Here is a 20,727-nt window from a genome sequence, read left to right as displayed (position 1 = left end):
TGCTTGTCACTCCCAGCTTCCAGCTTTTGACGTTTATACCGAGGATTGATTAGTGAGCCGCTTCTGGAGTCCCTTTGTCAAAGACCTGGTGCCCTATGTCCCGGGCGAGCAGCCGAAGCTGGATAACCTGGTCAAACTCAACACCAACGAAAACCCCTACGGCCCATCGCCGCGGGTACTCGAAGCGATTCGCGGCGGGGTGGATGCTGGCCTGCGGCTGTATCCTGCGCCCAATGCCGATAGCCTGAAGTCGGCCATCGCCGGGTATTACTCGGTCACGCCACAGCAAGTATTTGTGGGCAATGGCTCCGATGAGGTGCTCGCGCATATTTTTCATGGTCTGTTCCAGCACGGCCGGCCGGTATTGTTCCCGGATATCAGCTACAGCTTCTATCCGGTGTACTGTGGGCTCTACGGGATCGAAGCCCGTACGGTAGAACTGGCAGATGATTTCACTATTTGTCCGGATGATTATCAGCAGCCCAACGGCGGTATCATTTTCCCTAACCCGAATGCACCCACGGGCATACTGTTGGGCCTGGACAAGATCGAAGCCATTCTTCAGACCAACACCGAATCAGTGGTGGTGGTGGATGAAGCCTATGTCGATTTCGGCGGCGAGACGGCAATCGGACTGGTTGACCGTTATCCCAATCTGCTGGTGACCCAGACCCTGTCCAAGTCGCGCTCGCTCGCTGGCATGCGGGTTGGTCTCGCGGTGGGCCATCCGGAGCTTATCGAAGCGCTTGAGCGGATTAAGAACAGCTTCAATTCCTACCCGCTGGATCGTCTGGCTATCCTGGGGGCGGTCGCGGCTTTTGATGACGAGGAATACTTTCGCACAACGTGCCAGGCCGTCATGCGTAGCCGGGAGAATCTGAGCCAGGCATTGCAGGCGCTGGGATTTGAAGTGTTGCCCTCGGCGGCCAACTTTATCTTTGCCAGGCATCGCGAGCGTGACGCTGCGGGGCTGGCGCAGGGTCTGCGTGAGCAGCGGGTCATCGTACGGCATTTCAATGCGCCACGGATCAACCAGTTTCTGCGCATCACCATCGGTACTGAAGAACAGAATCAGGCCTTGCTCGAGGCGCTGAAACAACTCATCTGATTCGTTGGCCGGCAGGGGCCGTAAGCCCCTCACTGCGCGAGCCCGCTCAGGGCTTGAAGCTAGGCCGAACCCCGACTTGCGCGACAAAGGTGTGCTTCTTGCCGTCGCGCATCACCTCCATGGTTACTTTCTCTCCGGGATCGGCGCGCGCGACCTGGTTCATGGCGTCGCGACCACTGCTGGCGGGCTGTTCATCAATACGCAGAATCAGATCTCCCGGCTGGAGGCCCGCCTGCCAGGCGGGACCATCTCGATACAGTCCGGTAATCACGATGCCCTCGCTCTGCTTCAGATTGTATGACGCTGCCAGATCCGGTGTTACCGGTTGCACTTCCACGCCGAGCCAGCCGCGGATTACCCGACCAGCGGCGATGATCTCCTGCATGACCTCATAGGCCAGTCGCGCCGGGATGGCGAAACCGATTCCCTGGGAGCCGCCTGACTGGGAGAAAATCGCGGTATTGATGCCGATCAGATTGCCGTGGGCATCTATCAGCGCACCGCCCGAGTTGCCCTGGTTGATGGCAGCATCGGTCTGGATGAAGTCTTCATAGGTGTTCAGCCCCAGCTGATTGCGCCCTGTGGCGCTGATAATGCCCATGGTTACCGTCTGGCCCAGGCCGAAGGGATTACCGATTGCCATGACCACATCGCCGGTGCGCTGTCTGAGTTCGTCGTTGGAGCTGATGGTGACCGCTGGCAAGTTGGGCAAATCGATTTTGAGCACTGCGAGATCGGTTTCCGGGTCGGTGCCGATCAGGCGCGCCAGCGCTTCACGACCGTCCTGCAAGGCTACGAGAATTTCGTCGGCGTCGGCGATGACGTGGTTATTGGTCAGCAGATAGCCGTCGGGACTCAGAATTACCGCTGAACCCAGGCTGGACTGACGCCGCGCGGGTGCGGGCATGGTGTCGGAATAATCCCTGAGGGTCGGCGCTCGGGGCTGCCCATTGGTCTCGCTGAGTTCCTTGCTGGTAAAGATGCTGGCAACCGCGGGCGCTGCGCGTTGTACCGCGTCGCTATAGGAGGCGGGACCCACTGACGGAGCCGCCGCCTGCGGAGCGACCTGAATCGCTACATTGCTTTTTTCAGGTAAACCGAGCCAGTGGGGATACTTCTGGACGATCAGCAGTGCCGCCAGCAGGCCGCAGGCCACCGGCCACGCGAGATTACGCACGAGGTCCTTCATTAATCTGTCCCTTGAATCATGGTCGGCCTGTCTAAACCGATCATTATAAGTACATGCCGCAGTCCTGTGGAGCGCAAGTTCTTGAAAAGACTCCGTCCGGGTCCGAGAATGCAGGGTCTGTCCATTGGCTGGAGAATATCATGAGCGATCAACGCTCGGTCACGCGCAGCGATCTCGTTGCCTACTGCGACGCCATGCTGGAGAGTTCGGCCTTTCAGGACTACTGCCCGAACGGGTTGCAGGTCGAAGGCCGCAACCAGGTGCGGCGATTGATTACCGGCGTCACTGCCAGTCAGGCATTGGTTGATGCCGCGATAGAGCAGGGCGCGGATATGCTACTGGTCCATCATGGGTATTTCTGGAAGGGCGAAGGTGCTCCGCTAACAGGGATCAAGAAAAAACGACTCAAGGCCCTGCTGGAAAACGATATCAGCCTGCTTGCCTATCATCTGCCGCTGGACGTGCATGCCGAGGTAGGCAATAACGTCCAGCTTGCGCGGTTGCTGGGCTGGCAGATTCGCGGCGGCCTCGAGCCGGCCAATCCGCGGTCGGTAGGGTTGCATGGCGAACTCGAGACAGCCCAATCGGGGGCCGAGGTGGCGGCGAGTCTCGAGCGCGCCCTGGGGCGGATGCCGTTGCACATTGCCGGAAACGACCGGCCGATCAAGCGTATTGCCTGGTGTACGGGCGCAGCCCAAGGCTACATCGAGAAGGCCATAGCGCTCGGGATGGATGCCTTCGTCACCGGTGAAATATCCGAGCCGACCGTTCACAGTGCGCGGGAAAACGGGATCCATTTCTTCGCCGCCGGCCACCACGCCACCGAGCGTTACGGTGTACAAGCGCTGGGTGAGAGACTCGCCGCGCATTTCGGCATCGAGCACCGCTTTGTCGATATCGATAATCCGGTCTGATTGGTTGCCGACCCGGTTGCGCTGAGTTGGTCTGCCCAATATATGGATATGCTTTAAAGGTATTAAAAGGCGTCTTATTAGATGCAAGTGCCTTTGTTACAATGCCGGCCTATCTGAAGTCCTTCATCGTGAGTACGCCATGCTCGAAAAACTGACACATCTCAAGCAACTGGAAGCCGAAAGCATCCACATCATTCGCGAGGTGGCCGCCGAGTTTCAGAATCCGGTGATGCTGTATTCGATCGGTAAGGACTCTGCGGTCATGTTGCACCTGGCCCGCAAAGCCTTTTATCCAGGCCGCCTGCCGTTCCCGGTCATGCACGTCGACACCGGCTGGAAATTCCGCGAAATGTACAGTTTCCGCGAACGCATCGTCGACGAAATGGAGCTGGACCTGCTGGTCCACAAGAACCCGGAAGGCGTAGCCCAGGGCATCGGTCCGTTCACCCATGGCAGCGCTGTGCACACCGATGTGATGAAGACCCAGGGTCTGAAGCAGGCATTGGACAAGTACGGCTTCGATGCGGCCTTTGGTGGCGCCCGCCGCGATGAAGAAAAATCGCGAGCGAAAGAGCGCGTCTATTCCTTCCGTGACAAGCATCACCGCTGGGATCCGAAAAACCAGCGTCCGGAACTGTGGAATATCTACAACGGCAAGGTACACAAGGGCGAAAGTATCCGCGTCTTCCCGCTGTCGAACTGGACCGAGCTGGATATCTGGCAATACATCTACCTCGAAAGCATCCCGATTGTGCCGTTGTATTTCGCCGCCAAGCGTCCGGTGGTTGAGCGCAACGGTTCGCTGATCATGGTCGATGACGAGCGCATGCCGCTCGAAGAGGGCGAAGTGCCAGAGGAAAAGATGGTTCGTTTCCGCACCCTCGGCTGTTATCCGCTCACCGGCGCAGTGGAATCCACCGCCGCCACCCTGCCGGAAATCATTCAGGAAATGCTTTTGACCCGCACGTCTGAGCGCCAGGGCCGGGTGATCGATCACGATCAAGCCGGATCGATGGAGGAGAAGAAGAGGCAGGGGTATTTCTAGCCGAAGGCGGAAATGCCTGGCAGCTTGAAGCGGGAAGCTTGAAGCTTGAAGTGACACGGAGATTGTCATGGATTTCGAGAAACTTGAAGTGTGGAAGCGTTCAGCGCGATTGTCGGTGAGTTTGTACAAGAACGTGTCGGGCCACCGCGACTGGGGATATCGGGACCAAATTACCCGCTCTGGTTTGTCCGTCCCGAGCAATATCGCAGAAGGGATGAGTAGGGAAGGACCGCGTGAAAAGGTCCGTTTTCTACTCATTGCCAAAGGTTCTTGTGCGGAGTTGCGCACGCAGCTTTATATCGGCCAAGCAGCTGGAATGCTGCTGCCTGAGTACGCTGCACGCGCGGTCAATGAGACGCGCGAGATAGCCGCCATGCTGGCAAGCTTGATAAATACTATCCGTTCGCAATCTCAAGCGGATGGCACGAAATAACTCACTGGTTTTGCTTCAAGCTTCCAGCTTCAAGCTTCCAGCTTTAAAGAACCGGAAAAATATCATGTCACACCAGTCAGACCTCATAAGCGAAGACATCCTGGCCTATCTGGGGCAGCACGAGCGTAAGGAGCTGCTGCGCTTTCTGACCTGCGGCAACGTCGATGACGGCAAAAGCACCTTGATCGGCCGCCTGCTGCATGACTCCAAGATGATCTATGAAGATCATATGGAAGCCATTACCCGAGACTCCAAAAAGTCCGGCACCACGGGTGAGGAAGTCGACCTCGCACTTTTGGTTGACGGCCTGCAGGCCGAGCGCGAGCAGGGCATCACCATTGATGTTGCTTACCGCTATTTTTCGACTGCCAAGCGTAAATTCATCATTGCCGACACTCCCGGCCATGAGCAGTACACCCGCAACATGGCCACCGGGGCGTCTACCTGTGACCTGGCGATTATCCTGATCGATGCACGCTATGGCGTGCAGACGCAAACGCGTCGGCACAGTTTTATCGCCTCGCTGCTGGGCATCAAGCACATCGTGGTTGCCGTCAACAAGATGGACCTGATGGAGTTTGATCAGACTGTCTTCGATCGGATCTGCGACGATTACCGCCAGTTCGCCGGTGGCCTTGAACTGCTGGATGGCAGCAGTGTGCACTTCGTGCCGATGTCTGCGCTCAAGGGCGACAATGTGGTCAATCGCAGTGAGCGGAGTCCCTGGTATACCGGGCCCTCGCTGATGGAGATTCTCGAGACGGTTGAGATCGCTGCCGACCGCAATCTCACCGATCTGCGCTTTCCGGTTCAGTTGGTTACCCGGCCGAACCTGAACTTCCGCGGCTTTGCCGGTACCGTTGCGTCCGGCATCGTTCACAAGGGCGACGAGCTGGTGGTGCTTCCTTCGGGCAAGACCAGCCGGGTCAAGTCCATCGTGACCTTCGACGGCGAACTGGAAAGCGCAGGGCCCGGTCAGGCGGTGACCTTGACCATGGAAGACGAGGTGGATATCTCCCGGGGCGACATGCTGGCCCACGTGGATAACCGTCCGTTGATCGGCGATCAGTTCGAAGCCGATATCGTGTGGATGGCCGAGCAGCCGATGCAGCCGGGACGCAAATACGATATCAAGCGTGCAACCAGCACCAGCCCGGGCTCCTTCACGCGCATCCTGCATCAGATCGATGTCAATACGATGGAAAAGCAGACGGCTGCGCAGCTGGAACTGAATGAGATTGGTCGGGTCGAGTTGGCGCTGGAGCGACCAATTGCCTATGATGATTACCGGGCCAATCACGTCTCGGGCGCCTTTATTATTGTCGACCGCATGACCAATGGCACCGTGGGCGCGGGAATGATCGTGGCCAAGGGGCTGATTGGGCAGAACACCACGGGCAGTCACCATGGCCGGCTGGCCCATGTGACCGCGTCGGAACGCGCTGTGCGTTTCGGTCAGGAGCCGGTCACCGTTCTCTTTACCGGGCTGTCCGGTTCCGGCAAGAGCACCATTGCCTACGCGGTGGAGCGCAAACTGTTCGACAGCGGCCGTGCCTGTTACGTGCTGGATGGCAAGGTGCTGCGTCAGGATCTCAGCAAGGGGCTGGGTCAGAACGCTCTGGGTCGTGCCGAAAACCTGCAGAAGGGCGCTCGTATCGCCAGGCAGCTGAACGAAGCCGGGCTGATTGCGTTGGGCGCTTTCATGGCTCCGACCGAGGAAGGTCGCGCCGCAGCCAAGCACATTCTTGGCGATCGCTGCCTGTTGGTGTATCTGGATGCGCCGCTCGAGGTCTGTCAGGCACGTGATCCGTCCGGCCTCTACGCGGCCAACGCGGATGACACCGTACCGGGGATTTCCTACCCCTATGAGGAACCTGAAGACGCTGCTCTAGTGCTGAACACGGCGGAAATGGACCTTGATAGCTGTGTGGAGAAGGTGGTTGGTCTGCTGCGTGAACGTTCGCTGATCTGATCCATGAAGCCGGCCGATATCGACTTCATGCGCCTCGCGCTGGCGGAGGCCGAGCAGGCCGCCGCCCGTGGCGAGGTGCCGGTTGGTGCCGTGCTGGTTCAGGATGGCCAGATTATCGGTAGGGGGTTCAATCAGCCCATCCTCAGTCATGATCCCAGCGCCCACGCTGAAATGGTGGCGCTGCGTCAGGCGGCTGCGGCGCAGCAGAACTACCGCTTACCCGATTCCACTTTGTACGTGACGCTCGAGCCCTGCACCATGTGCACGGGGCTGCTGATTCATAGCCGAGTCAAAAGGCTTGTGTTTGGTGCCCGCGAGCCCCGCGCGGGCGCGGTGGTAAGCCGTAGCCGGATTCTGGAGCAATCATGGATGAATCATCGCGTTGAAGTGGAAGGTGGCGTGCTGGAAGAGGAGTGTTCCGCTGTTCTGACGGCATTTTTCAGGGCGCGCCGGGAGCGCTAGTTCGCTCAAACCCGGGGCACCTTCTTTCGCTACCTTCCTGGACGCTCGTCCCCCCGTCAGAGTCCTGCAAATTGTTGATCAGATCCCCTGCGGTAGCTGCTCCAGGATACCGGGCGTATGGTAGTTGCTGTCCGGCAGACGACCTGTTTCAGACTGCGGCTGGGTTATCCATTGCAGGATTTCGTAATACCGGCGAATGTTCTGTACGTAGTTGACCGGTTCCACGCCGCGGGCATAACCGTAACGGGTCTGGGTGTACCACTGCTTCTTGGCGAGCAGGGGGAGATGGTCTTTTACATCAATCCAGCGGTCTGGATCGCGTCCGTTGTTGCGGGTCAGAATGCGTGCATCTTCCAGATGCCCGAGGCCGACGTTGTAGGCGGCCAGGGCAAACCAGGTGCGGTCTGGCTCAGGAATATCCGTCGCCAGTTGATCCCGCACCCAGACCAGATAGCGCGCCCCGCCAAAAATGCTCTGCTTGGGATCAATGCGGTTGGTCACGCCGACAAATTTCGCTGTCGGCAGGGTCAGCATCATCAATCCGCGAACGCCGGTGGGCGAGCGTGCATCGGGGTCCCACAGCGATTCCTGATAGGCCATGCCGGCAAGCAACCGCCAATCCAGGGCATATTGATCACCTGCTTGACGGAAGTGGGTCTCAAACCGCGGCAACCGGCTCTGCATATGGCGTGCGAAGGCCCGTGCGCCGACATAATCAAGCACATCGGAATGGCCATAGAATCGTTCAACCAGCTGATCAAGGGTGCCGTTTGCCTTGATCGTCTCGAAGAATGAAGAGATCGCTTCGAGCAGGCTGTCGTCGTTGCTGTGCGGCAGCACCCAGGCGATAGGGCGGGGCTGGTCGAGATCAAAGCCGACCCGGACAGCGGGGTAGAACGCCTGGTTGACTACCAGCTCGTTGGAATACACCACTGCGTGATCGATTTCGTCATCGTTGACCAGGCGTAGCAGGTCGACGACCTCCAGATTGTCGGATTCCTCGAACATCAGTTCAGGGTGTTCGAGTTGCAGGTCACGCAACTGGTCGGCCAGCGTACTGCCCTTCAGTACCATGACGCGTTTGCCGTAGATATCACCGAGGTTGCGTGGTTGACGGGTGCCGCGTCGATAGACCACCTGTGGTGTGGCATCCAGATAGGGTTCGGCGAAGCGGACCTGACCCTCGCGGGCCGGGTTGATGGTCAGGCCCGCTGCAGCCAGGTCCGGACCGTTCTCTGCGCCTAGACGCTGGTAAATTTCGTCGAGCGTATAGGATGTGCTGAGATCCAGCTCCACACCCAGACTATCGGCGAAACGTTTGCTGAGTTCGTACTCGAGACCCGTATCGCCGTTACGGTCCTGATAATAGGTGGTGGGCGTATTGCGGGTGATCACGCGGAGCACACCCTCTTCATGAATCTGCTCCAGTCGGTTGGGCTTCTCGCAGCCGACCAACAGCACGGCCAGAGTTAACATGGCCCAGGTTGCTGCGCGGGCGTTGCATGACCAATTGGCTGCTGCCCACCCAGCGCATCGCCCAAACAGGCCTGGTGAGCGCGAACGTGAAGTAGGCGCGCTTCGCAGCATATCTGGCCGTGTCCTGGCTGCCTCGCGTGGAGCCTGCGAAGAGGTGTTGATCAAAGGGATGGGACGCATGGGCGCAAGTATATGCAAATCCGTCGTCCCGCAATAGCGGCGGTTGCAGTAGTGTTGCACGGGCCGCCGCTGCGTATCAGCAGACTGGCAGAGTCGCTCCCCAGCGTGGTGGGAAGGCAGCGCTTGAGGTATCCTATGGGCCTTCAAATTTTCCTTCCAGCACCCCGAGGCCTATATCGACATGCAAATTCTGCGTGGAGCCCCAGCCCTTTCCGATTTTCGCCGTGACAAGCTGCTCGCGCGCCTTCAATCCAGTGTGCCTGCGGTGCAGGGCCTGTATGCGGAATTCATGCATTTCGCCGAGCTGGCGGCGGAGCTGGATACGCACAGCGAACAGGTGCTCGCGCGCCTGCTCAGGTACGGGCCATCGGTCACGGTAGAAGCGCCCGGCGATAATCTTGTTCTGGTTGTCCCGCGCTTTGGAACCATCTCGCCCTGGTCGAGTAAAGCCACCGATATCGCGCATAACTGCGGTCTCGATGCTGTGGTTCGCTTGGAACGCGGGACAGCCTATTACATTCGTGGCGAGCTGAGCGCTGCGGATCGCCTGATCGTGGCGGATTTGCTGCATGATCGCATGACCGAGTTGGCGCTGGAGGATTTGCAGGCGGCGGAGAACCTGTTCAAGCACACCGAGCCCAAGCCGCTGGGCACCGTCGATATCCTGTCCGGCGGACGCGACGCACTGCAGCAGGCCAATATCGAGCTGGGCCTGGCGTTGGCCGATGACGAAATTGATTACCTCGTAGACAGCTTCAAGGGTCTGGAGCGCAATCCCAGCGACGTCGAGCTGATGATGTTCGCCCAAGCCAACTCCGAGCATTGCCGACACAAGATATTCAACGCGACCTGGGATATTGACGGCCAGGCGCAGGAAAAAAGCCTGTTCGGCATGATCAAGAACACCTATGAGATGCACAGCGAAGGCGTGCTCTCTGCGTACAAGGACAACGCCTCGGTCATCGAAGGCTTCGTCGCCGGGCGCTTTTTCCCGGATGCGGCCAGCGGCGAGTACCGCGCTCACCAGGAGCCGGTGCACATTCTGATGAAGGTTGAGACGCACAATCATCCGACGGCGATCGCACCGTTCCCGGGCGCTTCGACCGGCTCCGGCGGTGAGATTCGTGACGAGGGTGCTACTGGCCGCGGCGGCAAGCCCAAGGCCGGACTCGCCGGTTTCACGGTATCCAACCTGCGTATCCCCGGCTTCGTACAGCCGTGGGAAGAGAACAACGGCAAACCGGATCGTATCGTCACGCCCCTGCAGATCATGATCGAAGGCCCGCTGGGCGGCGCTGCGTTCAATAACGAATTCGGACGGCCCAATCTGACCGGGTATTTCCGCACCTTCGAGCAGACCCTGGCGTCGCCCCGTGGGCCGGAGATCCGCGGTTATCACAAGCCGATCATGCTGGCCGGTGGTATGGGCAACATCCGCGCCAATCATGTCGAGAAAGCCGAGATACCGGTTGGTGCGAAGCTGATCGTCCTGGGCGGTCCGGCCATGTTGATTGGTCTGGGTGGCGGGGCGGCTTCCTCGATGGCGACCGGTAGCAGTGCCGAGGATCTGGACTTTGCCTCGGTGCAGCGCGAGAACCCGGAAATGGAACGTCGTTGCCAGGAAGTGATCGACCGTTGCTGGCAACTGGGCGATAAAAACCCGATCCGTTTTATCCATGACGTCGGCGCCGGCGGCCTGTCCAATGCCTTCCCCGAGCTGGTGAACGATGGGGGCCGGGGCGGCCGTTTCGAGCTGCGTAACATTCCTAACGATGAACCGGGGATGAGCCCGCTGGAGATCTGGTCCAACGAATCGCAGGAACGCTACGTGATGGCGGTCGATCCGGCGGATTTCGAGCGATTCCAGGCGATCTGCGAGCGTGAGCGTTGCCCCTTTGCGGTGGTCGGCGAAGCCACCGAAGAGCAATTGCTGACGCTGAGCGATAGCCATTTCGGCAACAATCCGGTAGACATGCCGCTCTCGGTTCTGCTTGGCAAACCGCCGCGCATGCACCGCAGCGTTCAGCGTGAAGCCGAGCAGGGCGACGACTTCGACGGCACCCAGCTTGAACTGTCCGAAGCCGTTGGCCGCGTTCTCAGACTGCCGGCTGTGGCCAGTAAAAGCTTCCTGATCACTATCGGCGATCGCAGCATCACCGGTCTGGTGGCACGTGACCAGATGGTCGGCCCCTGGCAGGTGCCGGTGGCTGATTGTGCGGTGACGGCAACCAGCTTCGATGTGTACACCGGTGAAGCCATGGCGCTGGGCGAACGCACTCCGCTGGCGCTGCTGGACGCACCTGCTTCAGGTCGTATGGCGGTGGCCGAAGTGGTGACCAATCTGGCCGCGTCGCGGATCGACAAGCTTTCGGATATCAAGCTGTCCGCAAACTGGATGGCTGCCGCCGGGCATCCCGGTGAGGATGTGCGCTTGTATGAAACCGTCCGCGCGGTCGGTATGGAACTATGCCCGGAGCTGGGTATAACCATTCCGGTGGGCAAGGATTCCATGTCCATGCAGACCCGTTGGCAGCAGGGTGACGAAGCGAAGAGCGTGACGTCACCGATGTCCTTGGTGGTCACAGGCTTCGCTCCGGTGCAGGACGTGCGCCAGACCCTGACGCCACAGCTGCGCCTGGATCAGGGTGACACCGATCTGATCCTGATCGACCTGGGACGTGGGCAGAACCGTCTGGGTGGTTCGGCACTGGCGCAGGTGTACAACCGCATGGGCAGTAAAGCCCCGGACCTGGATGATGCCGAGGATCTGAAAGCATTTTTTGCGGTCATTCAAGGCCTGAACAACGATGGGCTGCTGCTTGCCTACCATGACCGTTCCGATGGTGGCCTGCTGACAACGCTGGCGGAAATGGCCTTTGCCGGGCATTGCGGGCTGAAAATCAATCTGGATGTACTGGCCGACCAGGTGTCCGAGCTGCCCGCTGCGCTGTTCAACGAGGAACTGGGCGCGGTGATTCAGGTACGCCAGGCGGCTACCGAGCAGGTGCTCAATGCCTTGAGCGCGGTCGGGTTGGGTGACTGCAGTGCGGTGATCGGCTGTCCGGTGAAGGAGCAGACGCTGAACTTCACCTACAACGAACAGATCGTGCTCAGCGGTACCCGCGGTGCCTGGCAGCAGGCCTGGAGCGAGACCAGCTGGCAGATCCAGCGGCTGCGTGACAACGCCGATTGCGCGGATATGGAATTCGAAAGCCTGGCGGATGACGCCAATCCCGGTCTGCAAGCGCTGCTCAGTTACGATATCAACGAGGATGTCGCAGCACCCTATATCAATTCGGGTATCCGTCCGCGCGTGGCCATCCTGCGTGAGCAGGGCGTCAACGGCCAGGTCGAAATGGCCGCGGCGTTCACCCGTGCGGGCTTCAATGCCATCGACGTTCACATGAGCGATATCCTCAGCGGCCGAATCGAGCTCGACAGCTTCCGCGGGCTGGTTGCCTGCGGCGGGTTCTCTTATGGTGACGTGCTCGGCGCGGGTGAAGGCTGGGCCAAGTCGATTCTGTTCAACGACACCGCACGCCAGGCCTTCAGTGATTTCTTCGCTCGTCCGGAAACCTTCGCGCTGGGGATCTGTAACGGCTGTCAGATGCTGTCCAATCTGCGCGAGCTGATTCCGGGCAGCGAGCATTGGCCGCGTTTCGTACGCAACCGTTCCGAGCAGTTCGAGGCGCGGGTGGCGATGGTTGAAGTGCAGCCGTCTCCGTCAGTCTTCCTCAGCGGCATGGCCGGCTCGCGACTGCCGATCGCCATTGCCCACGGTGAAGGTCATGCCGAGTTTTCCTCGAGCGCCGCCGTTGATGCCTGCGAGGCAAACAGTAGCGTTGCCCTGCGCTATATCGACAACCGCGGCCGCATGACCGAGCGCTATCCGTCCAACCCGGGCGGCTCACCGCGTGGCATTACCGGTCTGACGACCGCGGACGGTCGCGTAACCATCATGATGCCGCACCCTGAGCGGGTCTTCCGTGCGGTGCAGAACTCCTGGTATCCGGAGGACTGGAGCGAGGATGGCGGCTGGATGCGCATGTTCCGCAATGCGCGGGCCTGGGTCGGTTAAGAAGACCTGGTAGCAAGACGAAACCCGGAGCCTGGCTTCGGGTTTTTTATTGGGCGTTGATCCTCTGCAGCCTGATTCCGCTTGCGCGTCGGGCGGCATTTGTGAAAAGCGCCGAGCACTGCAACACTTCACTGAATTCTGTGTGCCGGAGCGCTCCCATGTACAAGCTGTGCTTTTATGTCCCTGAATCCCATCTCGAGCCTGTCAAGCAGGCCATATTCGACGCCGGAGGTGGTTGCATTGGCGATTATGAACACTGTTGCTGGCAAGTGCTGGGTCAGGGTCAGTTTCGTCCGGGGGCCGGCGCGCAGCCGTTTATCGGCAAGCCGGGCGAGCTGGAGAAGGTGGCGGAATACCGGGTGGAACTGGTGTGCAGCGATGATCTGGTCGCCGAGTCAGTCGCTGCGTTGAAGGCGGCTCATCCCTATGAAGAACCGGCCTACGATGTGTGGTTGTTAGCTGAATTCTGAGGCGTCGCGGACTGCAGCGCGAGCCTCCGGCAGGGCGCCGTCCGTGGCGCCTGTTGCATAGTCCGAGCGAGGTCGCTTGCGATGTAGCTGTTATTCACTCTTCCCTGTGTTCGGTTCGGGACTGGTCTCGAACGGGATAGGACGCGGTGTATCGTTGGTGGACGGTGGCAGGTGCGGTAGCTGGAAGTCGGGCTGATCACCAGTGAGGGTTTTGAGGAAGGCGACGATATTGCCGATTTCGTCTTCCTTCAATTGGCGGCCCAGCTGCAAACGGCCCATGACATCCACGGCCTTTTCCAGCTCCCAATAGGCGCCGTCGTGGAAATAGGGGTAGGTCAACTCCACGTTCCGCAGGGTTGGCACCTTGAAGTTGAAGCGGTCGCTGTCCTTGCCGGTGACGGCGACACGGCCTTCGGCCGGGTTGGTGGTCTGATAGGGTTCGACCACGCCCATGCGCTGGAAGGAGGTGCCGCCAGCCGCGGGGCCGTTATGACAGGCAACGCAGCCGATATCCTTGAATGTCTGGTAACCGAGCAGTTCCTCTTCACTCAATGCCTTGTCATCACCCTTGAGCCATCGGTCGAAGCGTGAATTGGGCGTGACCAGCGTTTCTTCGAACACAGCGATGGCGTCGGTGACGTTATCGATGGTGATTTCCTGGGTGCCGTAGATCTCCTCGAATGCCTGCAGGTACTGGGGTATCGAACTGATCACGTCCAGCGCCAGTACGTGGGTGGAAGCCATTTCCATAGGGTTGGAAATCGGGCCTCCAGCCTGCTCCTGAAGGTTGGCAGCGCGGCCATCCCAGAACTGCGCCACGTTCAGGCTGGAGTTCAACACGGTTGGCGAGTTGATCGGACCTTCCTGCCAGTTGTGACCGATAGAGGTGGGCAGGTTATCGCTGCCCCCGGTGCTGAGGTTGTGGCAGGAGTTGCAAGAGATGAAGCCGGAACGGGACAGGCGAGGGTCAAACCACAGCTTCTTGCCCAGCTCGACCTTGGCCGGTTCTGTTACCTTCGCTTCCTGAATGGGCTGGATGGGCTCGCTGGTGGCACGATCGGCCATGGCCGCCGGACTCAGGCCCAGGCTGGCCGCGATGGCCAGATACAGCAGCTTGATCTTCATGGAAATCTCCTCTCTTGAACGTCAACAGGCTCATCCGCCGTGTTCTTGATGAAGAGTCTCCCTTAAATGCCAGAGACAGGTGTTGACCTGAATCAAGGTCTGATTTCGACAATGGTTTGATCCGGCACCAGGTCCCACAGTTCCTGCATGCTCTTGTTGTCCAGCGCAATACAGCCGTTGGTCCAGTCGAGCCCCTTGAAGAACCACTCGGGATATTCCTCGTCCTCCGGTGTGCCATGGATCATGATCATGTTGCCCGGGTCCAGGCCGCGTTCATAGGCCGTTGCGCGATCCTTCAGATTCGGATAATCAAGATGCAGGCTCAGATTGTAATTAGGGCTCTTGTGGCGCCAGTCGATCCTGTAGATGCCCTCCGGGGTGCGCTGGTCCCCTCGCTGGCGTTTATGCCCTACCGGTTGCTTGCCGAGCGCTACCCGGTATTCCCGGATGACTTTGCCGTCGCTGATTACTTCCAGCCGGCGCTCTTGCTTGTGCACCAGCAGTTTGTCGATCGGCGGAGGGCTGGCCAAGCACAACGACGCGAACAGGACGGACAGGAGCGCCACCAACAGTCGTGTCATGACAGTGAGCCAGGGCGTCGATGTGGCGGCCAGGGTATGTCGAGCATGCGAACCGGGAATTCGCGGGTGTGTATGTCGGCATAATACTGGCGCAGCGTCTTGCTGATGGTGGGAAAGGCCAGCTGGTCCCAGGGGATATCCGATTCGCCGAACAGCCGAACCTCCAGGCTCTCTTCACCGGCGGCGAACTCCATGTCGGCCAATTGTCCGCGGAAGAACATGTAAACCTGATTGATATGCGGCAGGTTGAACAGCATATACAACTGCTGCGCCTCCACCCGCGCTCTGGCTTCTTCCCAGGTCTCGCGCAGCGCTGCTTGCTCGGTGGTCTCGCCATTTTCCATGAAGCCGGCCGGGAGGGTCCAGAAACCATGGCGTGGCTCGATTGCCCGGCGGCACAGCAGTACCTGGTGCTCGTGGGTCACCAGGCAACCGGCGACAATGCGCGGGTTCTGGTAGTGAATCGTCTCGCAATGAGCGCAGACGAAACGCACGCGATTATCGCCGGCTGGAATGCGTTCGGAGACTGCTTCCCCGCATTGGCTGCAAAATTTCATCTGGTAACGGCTTCGCTTCGTGGAAGATACATGCTGTGTCATATCTTGCGGTTCATCCGGTCATGCGGCAAGCCCTGCGAGCGCAGCGGCCGGTACACTCCGCTTCTATAAGGGGTTATTCAGCCCGGGCAGGGTTCTGGTTCTCATCAGATGATCATGACATCATACGTGTCTGTCGATATCCCGCAGCGTTTGACCGGTCCTGCGAACCTTATCTCAATGGTCGCGCGGGCGAGCGGAATGCCGAATCAGTCGAGCCTCCACGGCGCCGTCGATATCCACAGACTCAAGGCAAACAGCGAGGTATGTGCATGCTGGACAAGCTGCGCATGCGGGTAATGGATCACAAGCCGCGCATCATCGAAGCGGCGGGCCTGCCGGAGGCTGCCGTGCTGATCCCGATTACCTGTGTGCACAATGAACCTGAGATCCTTCTGACGCTGCGCTCGAGGCGATTATCGACGCATTCAGGGGAAGTCGCCTTCCCGGGAGGGCGACGTGACCCGGGCGATGTTGACCTGCAATTCACTGCCTTGCGGGAAACCCATGAAGAAATCGGGCTGAGCCCGGAGCTGATCGAGGTGATCGGCCCGATGGACAGTCTGGTATCGCGCTTTGGCATCAAGGTCACCCCATACGTAGGCATCCTCCCGGACGAATTTGAACTGACGCCGAACGCGGACGAGATTGAAGAGATCTTTTGCGTGCCGGTGAGGTATCTGCTCGAAGATCCCCGCGAAATGACCCACCGTATCGATTACGAAGGCCGTAGCTGGTACGTGCCCAGTTACCGTTATGAGGGTTTCAAGATCTGGGGGCTGACCGCTCTGATGTTGACTGAACTGATGAACGTCGCCTTTGATGCCAATATCCCGTTGAGCGTCCCTTATGAGTCGGACCAGGAGAAGAAATCACGATGAAATACAGCCTCGGAGATAGCCGCGTAGAAATGGCAGACGATGCCTGGATTGCAGAGACCGCTGTGGTCGTCGGCAAGGTGCGCCTGGAAGCGGGCGCCAGCGTCTGGTTCGGAGCGGTATTGCGCGGAGACAATGAGCTGATCCTGCTGGGCGAGCATAGCAACGTGCAGGACGGCGCGGTGATGCATACCGACCCGGGTTCGCCGCTCACCCTGGGCAAGGGCGTTACCGTGGGACATAACGCCATGCTGCATGGCTGTACCGTGGGCGATTACAGCCTGATCGGGATCAACGCCGTGGTGCTTAACGGGGCGAAAATTGGCAAGCATTGCATTATCGGTGCCAATGCTCTGATACCCGAAGGCAAGGAAATCCCCGACGGGTCGCTGGTAATGGGTTCGCCAGGCAAGGTCGTCAGACAATTGAGCGAAGACCAGAAAAGGGCGATTGAGGCGGGCGCAGCGCACTATGTGCATAACGCCCAGCGCTACCGTCGCGACCTCAAGCCGCAACGCGATTGACTGGTTATGCATACGACAGTACGTTCTCCCTGCGTCAGCATTTGCGTGCTGGATGATCAGGATATCTGCACCGGTTGTCAGCGCACCGGCCAGGAAATCACCCGCTGGGGCCGGATCAGCGATGCCGAGAAGCAGGAAATTCTCAAGCTGTGCGAGCAGCGTGCACGCGACCAGGGCTTGTGGATCAGTGCGTCAACAGATACTCGAGGAAACCCGCCATGACTACCATCGGAACGCCCCACGCGGCGAATGCTACGCGGGTAATGCTGCTGGGTTCGGGGGAGCTGGGTAAGGAGCTGGTCATCGAGCTGCAGCGGCTGGGCTGTGAGACGATCGCCGTCGACCGCTACGATAACGCGCCAGCGATGCAGGTGGCGCATCGTCGCCACGTACTCAACATGCTGGACGGTCGATTGTTGCGTGAGGTGATCGAAGCTGAACAGCCTGACTATATCGTTCCCGAGATCGAGGCGATTGCCACGCCCATGCTGGTCGAGCTTGAGCAGGAAGGCTATCACGTGATTCCGACCGCCGAAGCTGCCTGGCTGACGATGAACCGCGAGGGCATACGAAGGCTGGCCGCTGAAGAGCTCGGTCTGCCTGTTTCGGCCTATCAGTTCGCCGAAACCCATGATGAATATCTTGCCGCGGTGGATGCGGTGGGTTTGCCCTGCGTGGTCAAGCCGGTGATGAGTTCATCCGGAAAGGGCCAGAGTCTGGTACGTAATCAATCAGACGTGGCTCCCGCCTGGGATTACGCCCAGGCGGGAGGTCGGGCGGGGCAGGGCAAGGTGATTGTCGAAGGCTTTGTCGATTTCGATTATGAGGTCACGCTGCTGACCGTCCGCCATCTCGGCGGCACTCAATTCTGCGCCCCGATTGGCCATCGCCAGGAAGCGGGCGACTACCATGAATCGTGGCAGCCCCAGGCGATGTCCGAAGCCGCGCTGGCCGAGGCGCAGCGGATCGCACTGGCGGTGACGGACGCCCTGGGCGGGCGTGGTGTGTTTGGCGTGGAGCTCTTCGTCAAGGGCGATCAGGTCTGGTTCAGCGAAGTGTCGCCGCGCCCGCACGATACCGGCATGGTCACCATGATCTCCCAGGACCTGTCCGAATTTGCCTTGCACGCACGCGCCATACTCGGCCTGCCGATTCCGTTGATCCGCCAGTTAGGACCGTCCGCGTCGGCAGTTCTGCTGGTCAACGGCACGTCGGACAACGTCAGTTTCGATAACCTGCAGCAGGCGCTTGCCGAGCCTGATACCCAGCTGCGTCTGTTTGGTAAGCCCGAGGTGGAGGGTCGGCGACGTATGGGCGTTGCGTTGGCACGCGGCGCAACGGTGGAAGAGGCGCGCGACACAGCGATGCGCGCGGCAGGTTCGATCGAAGTCAGGCTATAACCCGAGGTGTGTGCCGCCTGAAAGAAGTTAAAGCGGTTTTGCGGCCATGATCTGATCCAGCGCCCGGTTCCATACGCGGGCGCTTTTGACCATGTTGTCCTTGGTCTGAAGTATCTCGATCCGATACTGCCCTATCGCCAGGCAGACGCTGGTTTCGGGAATGCTCTCCAGCTGTTCGGTAATCAATCCATTCAACGTTTTAGGGCCATCCGCCGGCAGTTTCCATTGCAGCTGACGGTTCACATCACGAAGCGCAGCGCTGCCATCAATCACAAAGGTGCCGTCATCCTGGGGGTGTACATCCTGACTCGGCATCAGATCGGTGGTGAACTCGCCCACGATCTCTTCGAGGATATCTTCCAGTGTGACCAGCCCGATCACATCGCCATATTCATCCACCACAAAGGCAATCCGGCGCTTGTTCTTCTGGAAGTTGAACAGCTGCGTATGCAGCGGCGTGCTTTCCGGGATGAAATAGGGCTCCTTGCAAGCCGAAATCAGCGAGTCCTTGGTCAGGGTGCCGCGGCTCAGCAAGCGGGCAATCGAGCGCATGTGCACGATGCCGGTGATATTGTTGATGTCGCCCTGGTAGACCGGCAAGCGGGTGTGATGGCAGGTGCGCAACTGATTGAGGATGGTCGATAGAGGATCGTCGAGATCGATGCCCATCGCTTCGTTACGCGGCACCATGATGTCGTTAACCGTCATCTTTTCCAGGTCGAGGATACCCAGCAGCATATTCTGGCGGCTGCGGGTGATGCCCAGACCGGCCTCGCGGACGACGGTGCGCAATTCCTCGGTGGAGAGCTGGCCTTCGTCCGCGTCGGCAGGATTGACCCCGATCAGCTTGAGCAGGCCGTTGCTCAGCGCGTTACAGACCCAGACAAGGGGATAGAACAGCCGCTGCAGCAGTTCCAGAATGATGCCGACGCGGAAGGCGATCAATTCCGGGCGCAGCGCGGCCAGCGTTTTCGGCGTGATTTCGCCGAATATCAGAATGACGACGGTCAGCCCGATGGTCGCAATCGCAATGCCGGCGTCCCCCCATATGCGCACGGCGACAATGGTGGCGATCGAGGCGGCGAGGATGTTGACGATATTATTGCCGACCAGAATGGTACCCAGCAGACGGTCCGGGCGCTCAAGCAGGCGCGAGGCGCGTCTGGCGGACTTGTTTCCTTCCTTGCTCAGATGCTTCAACCGATAACGGTTGAGGCTCATCATGCCGGTTTCGGAGCTGGAGAAAAAAGCGGAAAGAAGGATCAGCACTGCCAGGCTGAGCATCAGCATGCCGATGGGGGCTTCGTTCAAGGGATTGCCTCGGAACTATAAGAAGTGATCACAGTGGGAGTATGAATTCGCGTACCAGTTTGCTACCGAAATACGCGAGCATCAACACCAGGAAACCGGCGAGGGTCCAACGAATTGCATTGCTGCCGCGCCAGCCGCGTACGTGCCGGCCCCATAGCAGAATGCCGAACAGGACCCATGCCAGACAGGATAGTAGGGTTTTATGCGCGACGTCCTGGGCGAACATGTTTTCCAGAAATACAAAACCTGATATGAGTGCCAGGGTCAGCAGGACCTCGCCGCACATGAGGAACTGGAACAGCAGGCGCTCCATGGTCTGTAACGGCGGGAAAGTGCGGATGAAGCGGGTTGGGCGCTTGTGTTTGAGCTGATATTCCTGGATTGCCAGCATCGCTGCCTGGAACGCGGCAATTGACAGGATGCCGTAAGCCAGGATCGACAGCAGTATGTGCACAATCAGGCCGTGGCGGTCGGCAACGAAAATAGTGCCATGGTCGGGTAATAATGCAGCCAGCAAAACGGTAACCAGAGCCAATGGATACAGGCTCAGCAGCAACGTCATCACCGGAGCCCGGAAGCTGGACGCAAGCGTGAGTCCCACCACCAGCCAGGCAATCAGTGATGCCGCATTGAAAAAACCGAGCGACAGTCCCTGACCAGAGAACAGCTGCAGAAAAAGACTGACCGCGTGTACCAGAAGCGCAACGAACCCGACCACACGCAAAATATGGGCATTCGCTGTCAGGCGCTTGCTGAAGCACTGAAATTGATAAAGCGTGCCGCCCAGGTAAAGCCCGGCAGCCAGCATGCTGGGGATCAGAGCAGTCATACGTCCTTGAGAGTGGTTATCAATAAAATGGAGTGTGGCATAAGCCGCGGTGCTGATAAAGCGCTTCCCTGTAATCTGCGCATAGGCATAGGTATACTTGCCGGCTAACAGGCTTCTCTACCCGTGGCGGGCGCGTGAAGCAAAGGAGAATCATCG

The 20,727-nt window shown here is 59.3% G+C and carries 19 protein-coding genes; 12 read left to right on the top strand and 7 right to left on the bottom strand.

What is annotated here, in order from left to right; all coding sequences use genetic code 11:
- The first annotated feature begins 52 nt into the window (after positions 1–52).
- A complete protein-coding gene (gene hisC, locus FZE95_RS16005; protein WP_150301880.1) occupies positions 53–1,108 on the top strand; it encodes a histidinol-phosphate transaminase in 1,056 nt (351 codons plus the stop codon).
- A gap of 46 nt (positions 1,109–1,154) precedes the next feature.
- On the opposite strand, the gene FZE95_RS16000 is transcribed toward hisC, so the two are convergent.
- Positions 1,155–2,297, bottom strand: coding sequence for a S1C family serine protease (locus FZE95_RS16000; RefSeq protein ID WP_150301879.1), 1,143 nt, complete (start codon positions 2,295–2,297; stop codon positions 1,155–1,157).
- 140 nt (positions 2,298–2,437) lie between these two features.
- Here FZE95_RS16000 and FZE95_RS15995 point away from each other — a divergent pair, with 140 nt between their 5' ends.
- The 5 genes from FZE95_RS15995 (at position 2,438) to tadA (ending at position 7,123) form a co-directional block, all read left to right on the top strand.
- Positions 2,438–3,211, top strand: coding sequence for a Nif3-like dinuclear metal center hexameric protein (locus FZE95_RS15995; protein WP_150301878.1), 774 nt, complete (start codon positions 2,438–2,440; stop codon positions 3,209–3,211).
- Between the two features lie 139 nt (positions 3,212–3,350).
- Positions 3,351–4,256 carry a sulfate adenylyltransferase subunit CysD gene (cysD, locus tag FZE95_RS15990; RefSeq protein WP_150301877.1) on the top strand — a complete coding sequence of 302 codons (906 nt, stop codon included), beginning with the start codon at positions 3,351–3,353 and terminating at the stop codon, positions 4,254–4,256.
- A gap of 67 nt (positions 4,257–4,323) precedes the next feature.
- Positions 4,324–4,689: a four helix bundle protein gene (locus FZE95_RS15985; protein WP_150301876.1), complete on the top strand. Its 366-nt coding sequence runs from the start codon at positions 4,324–4,326 to the stop codon at positions 4,687–4,689.
- A gap of 64 nt (positions 4,690–4,753) precedes the next feature.
- Positions 4,754–6,661, top strand: coding sequence for a sulfate adenylyltransferase subunit CysN (cysN, locus tag FZE95_RS15980; protein WP_150301875.1), 1,908 nt, complete (start codon positions 4,754–4,756; stop codon positions 6,659–6,661).
- Between the two features lie 3 nt (positions 6,662–6,664).
- Positions 6,665–7,123, top strand: coding sequence for a tRNA adenosine(34) deaminase TadA (tadA, locus tag FZE95_RS15975; protein WP_150301874.1), 459 nt, complete (start codon positions 6,665–6,667; stop codon positions 7,121–7,123).
- A 78-nt stretch (positions 7,124–7,201) separates the two neighbouring features.
- On the opposite strand, the gene mltF is transcribed toward tadA, so the two are convergent.
- The gene (gene mltF / locus FZE95_RS15970) at positions 7,202–8,599 is read right to left on the bottom strand and encodes a membrane-bound lytic murein transglycosylase MltF (protein WP_150301873.1); all 1,398 of its coding nucleotides are present in this window, start codon (positions 8,597–8,599) and stop codon (positions 7,202–7,204) included.
- A gap of 361 nt (positions 8,600–8,960) precedes the next feature.
- Here mltF and purL point away from each other — a divergent pair, with 361 nt between their 5' ends.
- Together purL and FZE95_RS15960 are read left to right on the top strand one after the other, a co-directional pair.
- Positions 8,961–12,857: a phosphoribosylformylglycinamidine synthase gene (purL, locus tag FZE95_RS15965; protein ID WP_150301872.1), complete on the top strand. Its 3,897-nt coding sequence runs from the start codon at positions 8,961–8,963 to the stop codon at positions 12,855–12,857.
- Between the two features lie 158 nt (positions 12,858–13,015).
- Positions 13,016–13,327, top strand: a complete 312-nt coding sequence (locus tag FZE95_RS15960; RefSeq protein ID WP_150301871.1) for a Nif3-like dinuclear metal center hexameric protein — start codon at positions 13,016–13,018, stop codon at positions 13,325–13,327.
- Positions 13,328–13,417: 90 nt separating this feature from the next.
- On the opposite strand, the gene FZE95_RS15955 is transcribed toward FZE95_RS15960, so the two are convergent.
- From FZE95_RS15955 to FZE95_RS15945, 3 genes are all read right to left on the bottom strand, one after another.
- Entirely contained in the window at positions 13,418–14,392 is a 975-nt protein-coding gene (locus FZE95_RS15955) for a cytochrome-c peroxidase (RefSeq protein WP_223825098.1), read from the bottom strand.
- Positions 14,393–14,544: 152 nt separating this feature from the next.
- Positions 14,545–15,033 carry a L,D-transpeptidase family protein gene (locus FZE95_RS15950; RefSeq protein WP_150301869.1) on the bottom strand — a complete coding sequence of 163 codons (489 nt, stop codon included), beginning with the start codon at positions 15,031–15,033 and terminating at the stop codon, positions 14,545–14,547.
- The gene (locus tag FZE95_RS15945; RefSeq protein ID WP_150301868.1) at positions 15,030–15,590 is read right to left on the bottom strand and encodes an NUDIX hydrolase; all 561 of its coding nucleotides are present in this window, start codon (positions 15,588–15,590) and stop codon (positions 15,030–15,032) included. Before FZE95_RS15945 ends, FZE95_RS15950 begins: the two co-directional genes overlap by 4 nt.
- A 311-nt stretch (positions 15,591–15,901) precedes the next feature.
- On the opposite strand from FZE95_RS15945, the gene FZE95_RS15940 reads away from it, so the two are divergent.
- From FZE95_RS15940 to purT, 4 genes are read left to right on the top strand one after another with little or no spacing between them, the layout of a single operon-like run.
- Positions 15,902–16,510: a CoA pyrophosphatase gene (locus tag FZE95_RS15940; RefSeq protein WP_150301867.1), complete on the top strand. Its 609-nt coding sequence runs from the start codon at positions 15,902–15,904 to the stop codon at positions 16,508–16,510.
- Positions 16,507–17,031 (top strand): gamma carbonic anhydrase family protein, encoded by a 525-nt coding sequence (locus FZE95_RS15935; RefSeq protein ID WP_150301866.1) that lies wholly within the window; start codon positions 16,507–16,509, stop codon positions 17,029–17,031. The genes FZE95_RS15940 and FZE95_RS15935 overlap by 4 nt, the downstream gene beginning before the upstream one ends.
- Before the next feature lie 6 nt (positions 17,032–17,037).
- On the top strand, positions 17,038–17,253 hold the full coding sequence (locus FZE95_RS15930) for a DUF1289 domain-containing protein (protein ID WP_150301865.1): 216 nt from the start codon (positions 17,038–17,040) through the stop codon (positions 17,251–17,253).
- Entirely contained in the window at positions 17,250–18,431 is a 1,182-nt protein-coding gene (gene purT, locus FZE95_RS15925; RefSeq protein WP_150301864.1) for a formate-dependent phosphoribosylglycinamide formyltransferase, read from the top strand. Before FZE95_RS15930 ends, purT begins: the two co-directional genes overlap by 4 nt.
- A 27-nt stretch (positions 18,432–18,458) precedes the next feature.
- Here purT and FZE95_RS15920 read toward each other — a convergent pair whose 3' ends face one another.
- Positions 18,459–19,742, bottom strand: coding sequence for an HlyC/CorC family transporter (locus tag FZE95_RS15920; protein WP_371923558.1), 1,284 nt, complete (start codon positions 19,740–19,742; stop codon positions 18,459–18,461).
- 28 nt (positions 19,743–19,770) lie between these two features.
- Positions 19,771–20,571: a cytochrome C assembly family protein gene (locus FZE95_RS15915; protein ID WP_150301863.1), complete on the bottom strand. Its 801-nt coding sequence runs from the start codon at positions 20,569–20,571 to the stop codon at positions 19,771–19,773.
- Positions 20,572–20,727 lie beyond the last annotated feature (156 nt).

The sequence above is a fragment of the Pseudomonas profundi genome (assembly GCF_008638305.1).
Classification (GTDB): Bacteria; Pseudomonadota; Gammaproteobacteria; order Pseudomonadales; family Pseudomonadaceae; genus Halopseudomonas; species Halopseudomonas profundi.
Note: the sequence above shows the minus strand (reverse complement) of the source record. Positions and strands in the feature narration are given on the sequence as shown.

Excerpts from the sequence above, each read along its gene's own strand:
- FZE95_RS16000 (WP_150301879.1), bottom strand. The coding sequence starts at position 2,297 with ATGAAGGACCTCGTGCGTAATCTCGCGTGGCCGGTGGCCTGCGGCCTG.
- FZE95_RS15995 (WP_150301878.1), top strand. The coding sequence starts at position 2,438 with ATGAGCGATCAACGCTCGGTCACGCGCAGCGATCTCGTTGCCTACTGC.
- cysD (WP_150301877.1), top strand. The coding sequence starts at position 3,351 with ATGCTCGAAAAACTGACACATCTCAAGCAACTGGAAGCCGAAAGCATC.
- FZE95_RS15985 (WP_150301876.1), top strand. The coding sequence starts at position 4,324 with ATGGATTTCGAGAAACTTGAAGTGTGGAAGCGTTCAGCGCGATTGTCG.
- cysN (WP_150301875.1), top strand. The coding sequence starts at position 4,754 with ATGTCACACCAGTCAGACCTCATAAGCGAAGACATCCTGGCCTATCTG.
- tadA (WP_150301874.1), top strand. The coding sequence starts at position 6,665 with ATGAAGCCGGCCGATATCGACTTCATGCGCCTCGCGCTGGCGGAGGCC.
- mltF (WP_150301873.1), bottom strand. The coding sequence starts at position 8,599 with ATGTTAACTCTGGCCGTGCTGTTGGTCGGCTGCGAGAAGCCCAACCGA.
- purL (WP_150301872.1), top strand. The coding sequence starts at position 8,961 with ATGCAAATTCTGCGTGGAGCCCCAGCCCTTTCCGATTTTCGCCGTGAC.
- FZE95_RS15960 (WP_150301871.1), top strand. The coding sequence starts at position 13,016 with ATGTACAAGCTGTGCTTTTATGTCCCTGAATCCCATCTCGAGCCTGTC.
- FZE95_RS15955 (WP_223825098.1), bottom strand. The coding sequence starts at position 14,392 with ATGGCCGATCGTGCCACCAGCGAGCCCATCCAGCCCATTCAGGAAGCG.
- FZE95_RS15950 (WP_150301869.1), bottom strand. The coding sequence starts at position 15,033 with ATGACACGACTGTTGGTGGCGCTCCTGTCCGTCCTGTTCGCGTCGTTG.
- FZE95_RS15945 (WP_150301868.1), bottom strand. The coding sequence starts at position 15,590 with ATGAAATTTTGCAGCCAATGCGGGGAAGCAGTCTCCGAACGCATTCCA.
- FZE95_RS15940 (WP_150301867.1), top strand. The coding sequence starts at position 15,902 with ATGCTGGACAAGCTGCGCATGCGGGTAATGGATCACAAGCCGCGCATC.
- FZE95_RS15935 (WP_150301866.1), top strand. The coding sequence starts at position 16,507 with ATGAAATACAGCCTCGGAGATAGCCGCGTAGAAATGGCAGACGATGCC.
- FZE95_RS15930 (WP_150301865.1), top strand. The coding sequence starts at position 17,038 with ATGCATACGACAGTACGTTCTCCCTGCGTCAGCATTTGCGTGCTGGAT.
- purT (WP_150301864.1), top strand. The coding sequence starts at position 17,250 with ATGACTACCATCGGAACGCCCCACGCGGCGAATGCTACGCGGGTAATG.
- FZE95_RS15915 (WP_150301863.1), bottom strand. The coding sequence starts at position 20,571 with ATGACTGCTCTGATCCCCAGCATGCTGGCTGCCGGGCTTTACCTGGGC.